This is a genomic window from Mesorhizobium sp. B2-4-14 (assembly GCF_006442155.1).
Taxonomy (GTDB): Bacteria; Pseudomonadota; Alphaproteobacteria; order Rhizobiales; family Rhizobiaceae; genus Mesorhizobium.
This window is the reverse complement of record NZ_VFVA01000007.1, coordinates 152,092-165,713: the sequence shown is the minus strand read 5'-3', so window position 1 is coordinate 165,713 and position 13,622 is coordinate 152,092. Positions and strand designations below refer to the sequence as shown.

Below are 13,622 nucleotides of genomic sequence, written 5' to 3'. Positions count from 1 at the left end.
TTGGGCGCCGCTTTCGCAACATTTTTCCGGGCCATTCGTTAACCCGTTATCCATTGGATTCGCCTAGTTTTTCAGGCGGCCGAAGAAAACGGAGTTCGAGTTCATGCGTAGCGAAAGCGGCATTGCCTTCTCAATGCCCGGGGGCGACGTATCGGGAACGGCGCGGTCCAGGCCGGTCGATTTGGCACACCTTGCCCGGCAGACGATGGGTGACCGCAGCCTGGAGCAGGAAGTGCTGGCGCTGTTTGTACAGCAGGCGCAGTCGGTGCGCGACAAAATAGTCGATGCCGACCTCAAGGACCGGCTGCTGCTGGCTCACGGATTGAAAGGGTCGGCTCGCGGTGTCGGCGCCTTCGCCATCGCCGATTGCGCCACCGAGATCGAGCGTCGGCCTGATGACGGCCAGACACTGAAGCGGCTTGGCACGCTGATCGACGAAGTGCGCGATTTCATCGCCGCCATCAGTCGCTGATCCAGTTTGCGGAAAAACGTCACCGAGCGGCGCTTTCGCGCGGCAGTTGACTTGTCTGCCAGAGTGATTATCTCGGCGGAAACTCCCTTCAGGTGACAAATGACCAAGCTGACCTTCATCGCCCATGACGGCACACAGTTCGACGTGGACGCCGAAAACGGCTCGACGGTCATGGAAAACGCCATCCGCAACGCCGTGCCGGGGATCGAGGCGGAGTGCGGCGGCGCCTGTGCCTGCGCAACCTGCCATGTCTATGTCGATGAGGCATGGACGGCGGAAGTCGGCGAGCCGGAAGCGATGGAAGAGGACATGCTGGACTTTGCCTATGACGTCCAGCCGAACTCGCGGCTGTCCTGCCAGATCAAGGTGCGCGACGCACTCGACGGCCTGGTGGTGCGGGTACCGGAGCGACAGGGCTGAACAGCCGATTTTTCCTGCTGCCGCTTGGCAGCAGGCCGGCGGTCATGCAGTCTCGCGCCAATCCAGCAGCGAGGCACACCGCATGACCGGCATCATCAAGACAGACGTCCTCATTGTCGGGGCAGGGCCGGTCGGCCTGTTTGCCGTGTTCGAACTCGGCCTGTTGGACCTGAAGTGCCGCCTGATCGACATTCTCGACAAGCCCGGCGGCCAGTGCGCGGAACTCTATCCGGAGAAGCCGATCTACGACATTCCCGGCTGGCCTTCGATCTCGGCACAGGGGCTGGTCGAGAAACTCCTCGAGCAGATCCACCCGTTCAAGCCTGACCTCACCTACAACCGCATGGTTTCCAGCCTCGAGACGCTGGAAGACGGCAGCTTTCGCGTCACCACCGACGAGAACGAGGTGTTCGAGGCCAAGGTGGTGGTGATCGCCGCCGGCGGCGGCTCATTCCAGCCCAAACGCCCGCCGATTCCCGGCGTCGAAGCCTATGAAGGCAAAAGCGTCTTCTATTCGGTGCGACGGATGGAGGATTTTCGCGGCCACGACCTTGTCATTGTTGGCGGTGGCGATTCGGCACTCGACTGGACGCTCAACCTTCAGCCGGTGGCCAAAAGCGTGACGTTGGTGCATCGCAGGCCCGAGTTCCGCGCGGCGCCCGACAGCGTCAACAAGATGTATGCGATGCAGGAGATGAAGCAGCTGGAATTCAGGGTCGGCCAGGTGACCGGGCTCGCCGGCGCCGACGGCCAGCTGTCATCGGCGACAATCAAAGGTGGTCCAGACGGCGACATCGAGGTGCCTTGCACGCGCATGCTGCCTTTCTTCGGCCTGACGATGAAGCTCGGGCCGATCGCTGAATGGGGGCTCAACCTCCACGAGAATCTGATCCCGGTCGATACCGAGAAGTTCCAGACCTCGGTGCCCGGGATCTTCGCCGTCGGTGACATCAACTGGTATCCGGGCAAGCTGAAGCTGATCTTGTCGGGATTCCACGAGGTGGCGCTGATGGCGCAGGCGGCCAAACGCATCGTCAACCCGGGGGAGCGAATCGTGTTCCAGTACACGACCTCGTCCACCAGCCTGCAGAAGAAGCTTGGCGTTTCCGGCTAGGGCATTGATGCAATTCCGGACGGAAAACCGCGTCACACGTTCCTGGGAATTGCTTTACGGCGAAAAACCACCAAGCCCTTTTCTGCCACTCTACTCCGCCAGGATCGGCGCCGGAGTGTCGACATGACCGCGAAGCTCTTTCTCGGGCATCAGCGCCAGTGTGATGAGCCCCAGCACCAACGTGGCGGCCGCGACAAGAAAGATCATCACGAAGGGCTGGACCGATGCGGCATGTCCGGCCATCTGCACGCCTTCGCCGGCCAGCGGCAGCCCAAAGCCCAGAGCGACGGCGCCGAGCATTGCGACACCCAATGCACTGCCCAGCGAACGCAGGAAGGTCAGCACGCCCGTCGCGACGCCAAGATGCATGTGGTCGACGCCGTTCTGCACGGAGACCGTGGTCACCGGAAAAGTCGTCCCGGTTCCCAATCCCACGCAGATGGTCAGGATTTCGACAACAAGCAGCGATGCATGGCCGGCGACAAGGGCGAGCAAGCCAAGGCACAGAATGGCGAAGAAGACGCCGACCATCGCGATGCGCTTGTAATGGACGAAGCGTGGTATCAGGCGGCCGCTGGAGGCTGCGCCGCCCACGGTTCCAAGCAGAAGGCCAAGCATCGCAATGCCCGATTCGCTGGCCGTCAGGCCAAGCATCGATTGCAGATAGACGGGCAGATAGACGGCAAGGCCGACGCTGGAGGCCTGCAGCAGGAACATCGACAGAGTGCCGGCAAGGACGATCGGGTTGCCCAGCACCTCGAGCGAGACGAGTGGTTCGGCCGCCCGCATCAGCCGCAGGGCAAAGGCAACCCAGAAAACAGCGGAGCAGATCAGGACGCCAATGACTTCCCGCGATACCCAGGGATAGGCGCTGCCGCCCCAGTTCAGCGCCAGCAGCAGCAGTGCCGTGGCCACGATGAGAAGCAATGCGCCAAGACCATCGATGCTGTGATTCTTGGCGGCGATCGGCAGCTTCTTGAGCGGCTTGTTGATGATCGCCATCGCCAAAATACCAAGCGGGATATTGATCCAGAAGATGAGCGACCAGTGCAGATGTTCCGCGAAGGTGCCGCCCAGCAGCGGCCCGGCGACGCTGGCGACGGCCCAGGTGCCGGAGAACCACGCTGCATAGCGCGCCCGCTCGCGCGGCGGGACAAGGTCTCCGACCACGGTCTGCGTCAGCGCGAAAAGGCCGCCGCCGCCGGCACCCTGGACCGCGCGTCCCAGGACCAGCACGAACATGTTGGGGGCCAGTGCACTGACCAGCGACCCGGCAAGAAAGATGAGGATCGCCGCATAGACGGTCGGCCGGCGCCCATAGACGTCGGAAATCTTGCCGTAGAGCGGCGCCACGGCGGTTGCGGTCAAGAGGTAGCCGGTGACGACCCATGGCAGGTATTCGGCATGTCCGAGAGAGCGCCCGATGGTCGGCATTGCCGGCGCGACGATGGTCTGGTCGAGCGCAGCCAGCAGCATCGACAGGAGAACGCCGCCGATGATGGCGTTCTTCTCGATTTCGGTCAGCGGTGTGGCTGCAGCCGCCATGGTCTGCTTGTCGACAGCCTGGTCCATAGTCCTTTGTCCATGCGCTTGCGCACTGTTGGGATCACCGCTTGGGCTTGCCTGATGCATCCGCCGCGCGATCGGTCCTGGTGCTCGTGCTTCGAGGGTTGTGCCCTGTCAACCCGTGATATGTCGTTCCCTATAGGCCGATTTCGACGGCCACTCGAAAATTTTTCGAAGCTGCCACTACGCTTCGGCTCGGTTGGCTTGCACCGGCGTGCAGAGGAATTCACGCCGGTGGCGGCAGCTGGCCGTTCTTGATGCGCTCGACGCGATAATGCAGGAGCCGCAGGATGCGGCTTTCGAAATTGACGCTTTCGACGCGATCGAACTGAACCTGGGCGCGGTCGTGCTTGGCGAGAATGGCGGCGGTGATTTCGGCGGCCTTGGCCTTAGCCGTATCGCAATCCTTCTGCGGATAGGTCGCCTTCAGCGCGTCTTCCAGTTCGCGGGCATGGTTCTTGGCGATCTCGACATGGCGCTCCTCATGGCGCTTGATGTCCGCGGCCAGCGTATCCCAGAACAGCCGCACATCGGCATCGGCCTTGCGTGGGCGGCGCCATTCGGGGAGGATCACCTTGACCTTGATGGTCACGACGGCGTCCGCGATCCGGCAGGAGCCGGCACGCGTGGCGTAGCTGATGCGAGTGGTGAAGGCCATCCGGGTCGCACCAGGATGGCGCAAGCCCGTGCTTTTGACCTGCGGCCCATGTTTGGAAAGCTGCGCCTCGATATCGTCGAGGGTGCTGCCGCCAACGGAAAAATAGCTGTATGTCTTCACCAGATTGGCCGCGCCCGCCGGAATGGCGGTCACGGCAAGCAGCAATGCGCAGAGCAGGGATCGTTTCATCATGTTGCCTCTTCGGTCACCTTGCTTTACGGCCGTTGCCGGCGCAACGGAATTGACCCGATGCGGATCGCACATCCTTGATAGGCCCATGGTTGACGAGCAATGACGGCGAGGCGATGGCAACTGGCCCACGGACGCCATCTCGATCTTGGCCGCAAGGCCGTGGTCGTCGGTATCCTCAACGTCACCCCCGACAGTTTTTCCGACGGTGGCCTGTTTGATGCACCCGAAACGGCGCTGGGCCAGGCGCATCGCATGGTCGGGGAAGGGGCCGGGATTATCGATGTCGGCGGAGAATCGACGCGCCCCGGTTTCGCCGCGATATCGGCCAGCGAGGAACAGGCGCGTATCCTACCCGTGATCGAGGCTTTGGCGCGCTCCGGCGAGGTGCTGATTTCGGTCGACACCTATCGTGCAGAAACCGCGCGGCTTGCGGTGGCCGCCGGCGCGCATATCGTCAACGATGTCTGGGGTCTGCAGCGCGAGCCCGACATTGCGCGTGTCGCGGCCGAAACCGGCGCCGGGCTGATTATCATGCATACCGGGCGGGATCGCGAGAAGCTGCCCGACGTGATCGCCGACCAGTTTGTATTCCTGGAAAAATCACTGGAGATCGCCCGCGAGCACGGTGTGGCCGACGACCATATCGTGCTCGATCCCGGCTTTGGCTTCGCCAAGGAGACGGCCGAGGAAAACCTCGACCTGATGGCGCGGTTCTCCGAACTCCACGCGCTCGGCTTGCCGTTGATGGTCGGCACCTCGCGAAAACGCTTCATCGGCACCGTCACCGGCCGCGATGCAGCCGACCGCGCTGTCGGGACGGCGGCGACCAGCGTCATTCTCAGGCTCAAGGGCGCGCATCTGTTTCGCGTCCATGATGTCGCAATCAACGTGGACGCGCTGGCGGTGGCGGATGCTATGCTGGCGCGTGACACCGCCGCATCGGCCCGAAAATCGGAATAGATTTGCGGCAAGCACGATGCGTAGATTCAAAAGTGTTAGAGCGTACTTGTGCCTCCAGGTGGACGCACCTCGCCCTAACAGACCAGGACGCTGAGCCATGTATGTCATCCGCCTGAAGAACTGCGCTTTCTTTGCCCGGCATGGCGTGCTGGACGAGGAAGAGACGCTCGGCCAGCGTTTCTATGTCGACGCGGTGCTCTCGGTCGAACCCGGGCGCGCGCTTGTCGACGACGCCATCGGCGAAACGGTCAATTACGGCATCGCCTTCGCGGTGATCGAGAAGATCATCACCGGTGAGCGGCGTTTTCTGATCGAGGCCCTGGCAATGGAGGTGGCAAAGGCGCTGACCGAGCGGTTTCCCCAGATCAGGAAGGCCGAAATCACCGTGCGCAAGCCAAACGCGCCGGTGCCCGGCGTGCTCGATTACGTCGAGGTGACCGTTGTCTGGCCCGAGTAACACCGTCTATCTCAGCCTTGGCGGCAATCTGGGGGACCCGGCGGCCTCGATGGCCGCGGCACTGCGTATTCTCGACGCCGATGCGGAGACGCGCGTCACCGCCGTCTCCTCGCTCTACCGCACGCCGCCCTGGGGCAAGCTCGACCAGCCGGATTTTCTCAACGCGGCCGCCGAACTCTCGACGCGGCTCTCGCCGCGGGCGCTGCTTGATCTCTGTCTCGATGCCGAGCGCAGACTGAAGCGCGTGCGCGAAGAGCGCTGGGGGCCCCGGCTGATCGATATCGACATTCTGGTGTTCGATGACCGCATTATCCACGAGACCGGGCTGGAAGTGCCGCATCCGCGCATGCTGGAGCGCGCCTTCGTGCTGGCGCCGCTGGCCGAGATCGCGCCGGATCTTGCCGTGGGTGGGCGAGGTGTGTCGGAGCGCCTGGACGCCGTCGACGCGGCCGGCATCGAGCGGTTGCCATCCGGCCGTGACTGGTGGCTGCGGTAGCAGGCGTCAGCCTGAGAAACCGCCTTTGTCCAGGAATGCCTTTTCCTCTGCCGTGGTTTCGCGGCCAAGTATCCTGTTGCGGTGCGGAAAGCGGCCGAAGCGCTGGATGATGTCGCGGTGCTCTTCGGCGTATTTGAGATTGTCCGGCGCATTGGCCCGGGTGAGTTCCACCGACCTCTTCTGATCGGCGAGCAGTTCCGAATGTTCGAACGGCAGGTAGAGGAACACGCGGAACTCCGGTTCGAGCAGCCGATCCTGGCCGGCCATGACAGCTTTTTCAGCGAAATGCTTTGCCAGCGGGTCGGTGGCATACATGTGGCCGGTGCCGCGAAAGCAATTGCGCGGAAACTGGTCGAGCAGGATCATCAGGGCCAGCGAGCCTTCGGCGTGATTTGACCAGTTATCGCACTCCCGCCGGGCGGCTGCATAGTGCAGGTCGAGAAACTGGTCGCGAAACGCGGTGTCGAAGGCGTCGCTCTTCTCGAACCAGGCATCCTCGCCGGCGTCACGCCAGAATTTGGTGACCGACAGGGCTCTGCCATCCAATTCCATGCTTGTTTCCCTGTTCAATCGGCGGTTTCGGATTTGTGCAGAACGCCCGCCGTCTCTTCATTGAGGGCCTGGCCGGTGCGGCGCGGCTGGGTGAGGGGGGTGGGAATAGGCGTGCCGATATTGCCTCTCAGGAAACGTTGTCCGGCGCGAATGCCTTCGGCGAGCTGGGTTTCGAAACGGGCGGCGTCGCGGCGCCTGACGTCTTCGATCGTATCCGCGACCTCTTCGGGATCGACACCAAGCGACTCCAGGGCCGAGCCGCCGAAAACCAGTGCCGATTCGAAAGTCTCGCGCAGCTGGTAGTCGACGCCGACGCGGATGAGCTGCAGCGCGGTGCCCCGATCGAAGGCTCGGGCTAGGACGGTCAGCAAAGGAAACTCGGCCTTGACGAGTTCCGCGATGCGGACAGCGGCATCGGGTTTGTCTACGCAGATGAGCACGGCACGTGCCCGGCCGGCACCGGCGGCATGCAGGATGTCTAGCCGGGTGCCGTCGCCATAATAGACCTTGAAGCCGAAATCGGCTGCCGCCTGGATCATCTCCACGTCATTGTCGATGATCGATACGTCGATACCGCGCAGCAGCAGCGGCTGGCTGGCGATCTGGCCGAAACGGCCAAAGCCGATGACCAGCACGCTGCCGGTCAGGCCGTCGGCGACATCGACTCCGTCGAGTGACTGCTCGTCGCGCGGGGTGACGTACCGCAATGCGATGATCGCCAGGGGTGTAAGTACCATGGAGATGATGACGATCGCCGTCAGGGTAGCGTTGGCCTGGCTGTCGATGATGCCGACGGCAGCGGCGGCGGAATAGAGGACGAAGGCGAATTCGCCGCCCTGCGCCATAAAGACCGCGCGTTCGAGCGCTTCACGATGGCCTGTTCTGAGGATGCGGGCGACGATGTAGATGCCGAGAGCCTTCATCACCATGTAGGCGACGACATAGACAGCGATGAGCTTCCAGTTCGCCGCCACCACATGCAGGTCCAGCGACATGCCGACCGCAAGGAAGAAAAGGCCGAGCAGGATGCCGCGGAACGGCTCGATGTCGGCTTCGAGCTGATGGCGGAAGGTCGATTCGGACAGAAGAACGCCAGCCAGGAACGCGCCCATCGCCATCGATAGGCCGCTGAGCTGCATGGCAAGTGCCGATCCGAGCACGACCAGAAGTGCCGCGGCCGTCATCACCTCACGGGCACGGGCATCCGCCAGGATGCGGAAGAAAGGGTTGAGCAGATAGCGTCCGGCCAGCACAAGCCCGACAATCGCCGCAAGGCCGATGCCGACCTCGGTCAGCCGCTCCGACAGGCTGGTGTCGGCACCGCCGGGCGCCAGGAAGGCGATCAGGGCCAGCAGTGGCACGATGGTCAGATCTTCCAGAAGCAGGATGGAGACAATACGCTGGCCTTTCGGCGAGGCGATTTCGCCGCGCTCCTCGAGAAGCTGCATGACGATTGCCGTCGAGGTCAGCACGAAACCGGCGCCGGCGACGAAGGATTGCGAGACTGGAAAACCACCAGCCATTCCCACGCTGGTCAACAAGACGGCGCAGACCCCGACCTGAAGCGCACCGAGGCCGAAAATCTCGCGGCGCAGGCCCCACAGGCGCGACGGCTGCATTTCCAGTCCGATGATGAACAGGAACATGACGACGCCGAGTTCCGCGACATGGAGAATGGCACCGGACTCGGAAAAGATACGCAGGCCGAACGGGCCGATCACCACACCGGCTGCGAGATAGCCGAGAATGGAACCGAGGCCCATGCGCTTGAAGATGGGAACGGCGACGACACCCGCGGCGAGCAGCGCCACCACCTGAACCAGATCGCTGCCCGATGCCTCTGCCGCCATGCCTGTCGTTCCGTTCGTTGGGACCGCAACACGTGCGGTCGGGACCAAGGCGCCAAGGCTGGTCGCCAGGGCAAAGAATAGGGGCTTCGGCGGGGATCGAACAGCCCGAATCCGGAGCGCTGGCGAGGTTGCAGCCGCGTTCCACAAGTTGAGGCGGACGCTGCGTTGCATCTTGCCGCAATCGGAGGTCGACGCCTGCAAGGCCTATGACGAGGTGACTGCAGCGATCAAGGGCTGACGCCCGGTTCGACTGTTGTGAAAGGCGGTAGTGATGGGCTGCCGCCTCCTTGTTTTGGCTATTGAGTAAGGCGCGATAAGCGCTCAGTTCGGCGCGATTGAGCCGACTTCGACGGCGTCGACGCGCTTCAGGCTCATGCCGATGACCGGCACCAACTGGTCCTGGACGCGGACCGCAACCGTCACGGTCATCGAATTATCGTCGGGAATGCGGGCCTGCATCACTCCGCGAAGCTGGTTGCGGTTGATGGTGAAGACCACCTTGCGGGAATCGACGACATTACCGCCGATGATGTCGAGGCCAGCACCGGCAGAACCGCCCATGAAGGAGCCCTTGTAATCGCGGCCCTTGCGCTCGATCTTGGCTGACATCGGCTGTGTGAACATGCCGACCCGGCAACCGCCATCGAGTGTCATGCCCATCTTGCCGTCGGGCGTGGAACCGGTGAAGCTGCAGTTGAATTTGGTGCCCTTGTACTTGCCGGCGACGATCTCGCCCGGGCCGACCCACTTGCCTTCTGCCGACTGGAAGAACTGCTTGTCCGGTTCCGCCGCGGAAGCGCCCGAAGCAACACCGACGACTGCTGTGATCGCGGCCGCCAGGGGCAGGACGCTGGACAGAATTACGCTTTTCATCGACGACACCCGGCAACAACGAGGCTGTTTGAAACCAGTCCGACCATGAAGAATATTGGTTAATGCTTCGTCACTGCAAGCCGTTCGAAACGGCAATCCGCTTACCATCCCCGATGAGCGGCACACTATTTGCCGGCGTCGGCCGTTTCGGCGTCTTTCCTGGCGGCGAATGATGTCAGTGCGGACAGGAAATCGCCCAGCCCCGGACGCTTCGCGGCACTGAAGGGCAGGGGGCGTGCCGTCTCCATCGCCGCGATGCCGATGCGCGCCGTCATCATGCCGTTGACGACACCCTCGCCAAGCTTGGCCGAGAGACGCGCCGCCAAGCCGTGACCGACGATCTGCTGGACAAAACTGTCGCCGACGGCGATCGAGCCGGTGACCGCCAGATGCGCCAGCACGCTGCGCGCCAGGCGAAAGAAACCCAGCGTTCCCGGCCGCCCGCCATAGAGTTCCGACAGGCGGCGAATGAGGCGTCCGGCCTCGAACACGACGTAGGCGACGTCGACGAGCGCACGGGGGCTCACCGCCGTCACCAGAGAGACGCGTTTGGCGGCCTCGAGAATCATCACCTTCGCCCTGGCATCGAGGGGGCCCAGAATTTCCGCTTCGGCCAGACGCACCAGATTGCCGCCGTCGATAATTTCGCCGCGCAACTCGGCCAGTGCGCGCCTGCCGGCAGCGGTCTCAGGCTTGGCCGCGACGAAAGCCGAAAGCTCGTCGACCACCGATCGTGCCGCCTTGGGATCGTCGCGCGCGATGGCATCGAGCGCCCGCTTTTGCAGTTTTTCGACTTCGGCGAGGCGAGCGATCGCCAGGAATTCTCGGATCAGGATCACCGCGAGCGCCAGCACGGCGGTAGCAGCCATGCCGGCGGCCAGCCAGCCCAGCCATTCGGCGCGGGCGAAGAGATCGCGGATCAGCTGGTCGGTCCACAGGCCGACCGCCAGCGAAACCAGCACGCCCATGGCGCCGAAGAAGATGCTGCCAAGCAGCGAGCGTTTTCTGGAGCCGATCGCCGGCGGCGGTTCTGCGGTAATCATGTCGGGTTCGCCGAAAACATCGATCTCCGCCGGTATGACCAGCGCAACATCGGCTTTCATGGCTCGAGGTTTGCGCGGCGGTTCCGTCTGGCGCGCGCCTGGCGTCTGTTGTCTCTGTTGTCTCGTCTCGGCTTCCGGCTCGATGCGGAATGCCGCCGGCTTGCGGGGCGCGGTCATGCCAGATGGTCTCCGATCAGGAACTGCAAGGCACGGTCGAGCCTGATATGCGGCAAGGACAGCGTGACGCCCTCGGCCGTGCATTCAAGCTTTGGCGGGCGGAACCGGACGAAGCGGATTGCCGGGTCGGCGGAATCCTGCCTTTGGTCGGGCCTCGAAAGATCAAACACCTCATCAATTTTCTCCGGTAAGTCACCGGGAAATATGGCTGTTTCCGTCTTTCCATCGAATGTTTCGCCGTTGATCTTCTCGCCGGCTATCGGCGTGCCGATGATAACAGGCAACGTCTCACGGCCCTGCTTGACCGAGCCTTCGCGCGTCGCGCGCACCGCCGCCATGGCGACCACGTCGACGTCGGCGCCGGTAAAATTCGCCCGCGCCACGGCGCGATCGGCCAGCCGCCGCACGATCGCCTGCAGCCGGTCATGGCTTTCATGGTGCAGATGATCGGCCTTGGTCGCGGCGACCAGAATGCGATCGATGCGCCGTGAAAAGAGGTCGGTGAGGAAGCTGCCCCGGCCGGGGCGGAAACAGGCCAGGATCTCGGTCACCGCCCGCTCCAGGTCGGCCATCGCGCCGGGGCCGGCGTTCAGCGCCTGCATGGCGTCTATCAGCACGATCTGGCGGTCGAGACGCGTGATGTGCTCGCGGAAGAAAGGTTTGACGACATGCGTCTTGTAGGCTTCGTAGCGCCTCTCCATCATGGCGTGCAGCGACCCTGGACGCGGGCGCCTGTCGTCGAGGCCGGCCAGCGGCGCGAAGGTCAGCGCCGGTGAGCCTTCGAGATCGCCAGGCATCAGGAAGCGGCCGGGCGGCAACGTCGAAAGCGCCCGCTCGTCAAGCTTGCAAGCCTTGAGATAGGCGGCGAAGCTTTCGGCCTGGTGGCGTGCCGTCATCTCGTCGGCGTCGGCGTTCGGGTCGATCTCGGCGGCGATCGCCCGCCAGGCCCGCGACAAATCCTCGCGCACGGGCAGCGTGGCCATTTCAAAAGCTTCGCACGAAAAATCAGCGAAGGATTTGCCGAGTAATGGCAGGTCGAGCAGCCATTCGCCGGGATAGTCGACGATATCGATCGACAGTTTGCCTGATGAGAACATGCGGCTCCAGCCGGAGGCCGATTCATATTCGATCGTCAGCCGCAGCTCCGAAATGGCGCGCGTCGAATCAGGCCAGACGCGGTCGCTGACCAACGCGGCGATGTGGTCCTCGTACTGGAAGCGCGGCACGGCGTCATCGGGCTGTTCTTCGAGGAAGGCGCGCGCGATGCGCCCAGATTTCTGGGCCTCGAACAGCGGCAGGCGCCCGCCGTGGATGAGATTGTGGACGAGGGCTGAGATGAACACCGTCTTGCCGGCGCGCGAAAGGCCCGTGACACCCAATCGCAGCGACGGAGAAAAGAGCCCGGTGGCGCGTCCCGACAGCGTATCGAGGGCAATTCTCGCCTCGTCGGTGAAGGTGGTCAGCGATGATGCCAAAATGCGGTCTCTCGGGCTTCGGTCCGTCCGATATAGGCTCTGGAACCCGGCTTTGGAATGGCACCGGAGATCGACGTCAAAGATCGGCCGGTGTCAGAAACGCTTCGAGATAACCCGCTTCCTGGGCTGCCTTTGTCAGATCATCCAGGAAACGCACGACCGCCAGCCCCGACGTGGGGAAGCCATAATTGAGCATGGCCCGTGCCGTCTCGTCGCCGTCGCCCGAAACCGCCATGGCAAGATCCTCAGTCATCGGGTTGTGGCCGATGACCAGCAATGAACCGGGGCCGCCGTGCTCCCGGATAAGGCTGAGGTAACCGGCCGCGTCTTCGCTGTAGAGCGTGTCGAAAAACAGGACCTTGCCGGTGTCTGTCTGGCCGGCCAGGCCTTCGAGCGTTTCCCTGGCGCGCTTGGCATTGGAGCACAATGTCAGGTCCGGAACATAGCCGCGAGACCGCATGGCGGCGCCTATCAAGTCGGCATCGGCGCGGCCGGATGCGTCGAGCGGGCGATCGAAATCGCGCATGCCGGGCTGTGCCCAGCCGGCCTTGGCGTGCCGTAACAGATAGAGCCTGCTCACCCAACCCCCGTGATGCTGAATGCCGAAGTCGCACCGCGATTAGCCACAAGAACGGCCCGGCGCACAATGGTTCGTGTTCTCCGGCACGACGAATACTACGGGGTAAGGTGGCAAAGGGTGGGCGCGCCCTGTCGCCGGAACAGCTTGATCTTGCTCCGATCAAGGCCGTTGGGGCACTTTAACAATTGCGTGACCCGGTGGCCGATTGCGCTTGTGCAGGCGTCAGGTGGCGAATATATAAGCGCCAAATTTGGGGCTGTTTGGGTGAGTCGAATGAACGACATCGTTACCGCCGATTACGTACCCTCCGAAGACGAGCCGTTCATGAACGAGCGGCAGAAATCCTACTTCCGCCTGAAGCTCGTCACCTGGAAAAATGACATATTGCGCGAAGCGCGTGAAACTCTCGAAATCCTGCAACAAGAAAACGCCAACCATCCCGATCTTGCCGATCGCGCCTCTTCGGAAACCGACCGCGCCATTGAGCTCAGAGCCCGCGACCGTCAGCGAAAACTCATCTCAAAGATCGATTCGGCGCTACAGCGCATCGACGAAGGCACTTATGGCTATTGCGAGGAAACAGGCGAGCCGATTGCGTTGAAGCGGCTCGACGCACGTCCGATCGCCACCTTGTCGATTGAAGCGCAGGAAAGGCACGAGCGCCGCGAAAAGGTCTATCGCGACGACTGATGCGTCGCTTCCGGGCCGCGTTAAGCGCAGCTCACGTCGAGGCAACT

At 63.0% G+C, this 13,622-nt stretch carries 15 protein-coding genes; 7 read left to right on the top strand and 8 right to left on the bottom strand.

Translation table 11 applies throughout. The annotated features are described in order from the left end of the window. Positions 1–103 precede the first annotated feature (103 nt). The 3 genes from FJ938_RS09350 to FJ938_RS09340 all read left to right on the top strand — a co-directional run bounded on the left by FJ938_RS09350 (position 104) and on the right by FJ938_RS09340 (position 2,006). Positions 104–472, top strand: coding sequence for an Hpt domain-containing protein (locus FJ938_RS09350; protein WP_140612423.1), 369 nt, complete (start codon positions 104–106; stop codon positions 470–472). A 99-nt stretch (positions 473–571) separates the two neighbouring features. Beyond that, on the top strand, positions 572–892 hold the full coding sequence (locus tag FJ938_RS09345; protein ID WP_010909663.1) for a 2Fe-2S iron-sulfur cluster-binding protein: 321 nt from the start codon (positions 572–574) through the stop codon (positions 890–892). An 82-nt stretch (positions 893–974) separates the two neighbouring features. Beyond that, positions 975–2,006, top strand: a complete 1,032-nt coding sequence (locus FJ938_RS09340; RefSeq protein WP_140612425.1) for an NAD(P)/FAD-dependent oxidoreductase — start codon at positions 975–977, stop codon at positions 2,004–2,006. A 90-nt stretch (positions 2,007–2,096) separates the two neighbouring features. On the opposite strand, the gene FJ938_RS09335 is transcribed toward FJ938_RS09340, so the two are convergent. Both FJ938_RS09335 and FJ938_RS09330 read right to left on the bottom strand, forming a co-directional pair. Further along, complete coding sequence (locus FJ938_RS09335) at positions 2,097–3,578, bottom strand: MDR family MFS transporter (protein WP_140612427.1); 1,482 nt, start codon at positions 3,576–3,578, stop codon at positions 2,097–2,099. A gap of 220 nt (positions 3,579–3,798) precedes the next feature. Next, entirely contained in the window at positions 3,799–4,422 is a 624-nt protein-coding gene (locus FJ938_RS09330) for a DUF922 domain-containing Zn-dependent protease (RefSeq protein ID WP_181165720.1), read from the bottom strand. A 99-nt stretch (positions 4,423–4,521) separates the two neighbouring features. On the opposite strand from FJ938_RS09330, the gene folP reads away from it, so the two are divergent. The 3 genes from folP to folK all read left to right on the top strand — a co-directional run bounded on the left by folP (position 4,522) and on the right by folK (position 6,335). Beyond that, a complete protein-coding gene (gene folP / locus FJ938_RS09325; protein WP_140612431.1) occupies positions 4,522–5,382 on the top strand; it encodes a dihydropteroate synthase in 861 nt (286 codons plus the stop codon). A gap of 97 nt (positions 5,383–5,479) precedes the next feature. Then, positions 5,480–5,839, top strand: coding sequence for a dihydroneopterin aldolase (folB, locus tag FJ938_RS09320; protein WP_140612433.1), 360 nt, complete (start codon positions 5,480–5,482; stop codon positions 5,837–5,839). Beyond that, positions 5,823–6,335, top strand: coding sequence for a 2-amino-4-hydroxy-6-hydroxymethyldihydropteridine diphosphokinase (gene folK / locus FJ938_RS09315; protein ID WP_140612435.1), 513 nt, complete (start codon positions 5,823–5,825; stop codon positions 6,333–6,335). Before folB ends, folK begins: the two co-directional genes overlap by 17 nt. Positions 6,336–6,341: 6 nt before the next feature. Here folK and FJ938_RS09310 read toward each other — a convergent pair whose 3' ends face one another. The 6 genes from FJ938_RS09310 to FJ938_RS09285 all read right to left on the bottom strand — a co-directional run bounded on the left by FJ938_RS09310 (position 6,342) and on the right by FJ938_RS09285 (position 12,885). Beyond that, positions 6,342–6,887, bottom strand: coding sequence for a DUF924 family protein (locus FJ938_RS09310; protein WP_140612437.1), 546 nt, complete (start codon positions 6,885–6,887; stop codon positions 6,342–6,344). 14 nt (positions 6,888–6,901) lie between these two features. Beyond that, complete coding sequence (locus FJ938_RS09305; RefSeq protein WP_140612439.1) at positions 6,902–8,737, bottom strand: monovalent cation:proton antiporter-2 (CPA2) family protein; 1,836 nt, start codon at positions 8,735–8,737, stop codon at positions 6,902–6,904. Between the two features lie 321 nt (positions 8,738–9,058). Next, positions 9,059–9,610: a hypothetical protein gene (locus tag FJ938_RS09300; protein WP_140612441.1), complete on the bottom strand. Its 552-nt coding sequence runs from the start codon at positions 9,608–9,610 to the stop codon at positions 9,059–9,061. Between the two features lie 125 nt (positions 9,611–9,735). Then, a complete protein-coding gene (locus FJ938_RS09295; protein ID WP_140612443.1) occupies positions 9,736–10,830 on the bottom strand; it encodes a YcjF family protein in 1,095 nt (364 codons plus the stop codon). Beyond that, entirely contained in the window at positions 10,827–12,305 is a 1,479-nt protein-coding gene (locus FJ938_RS09290) for a YcjX family protein (protein WP_140693007.1), read from the bottom strand. The genes FJ938_RS09295 and FJ938_RS09290 overlap by 4 nt, the downstream gene beginning before the upstream one ends. Before the next feature lie 76 nt (positions 12,306–12,381). After that, positions 12,382–12,885 carry a histidine phosphatase family protein gene (locus tag FJ938_RS09285; RefSeq protein ID WP_140612447.1) on the bottom strand — a complete coding sequence of 168 codons (504 nt, stop codon included), beginning with the start codon at positions 12,883–12,885 and terminating at the stop codon, positions 12,382–12,384. A gap of 273 nt (positions 12,886–13,158) precedes the next feature. On the opposite strand from FJ938_RS09285, the gene dksA reads away from it, so the two are divergent. Continuing rightward, entirely contained in the window at positions 13,159–13,575 is a 417-nt protein-coding gene (gene dksA / locus FJ938_RS09280; protein ID WP_006202025.1) for an RNA polymerase-binding protein DksA, read from the top strand. Positions 13,576–13,622: the final 47 nt, after the last annotated feature.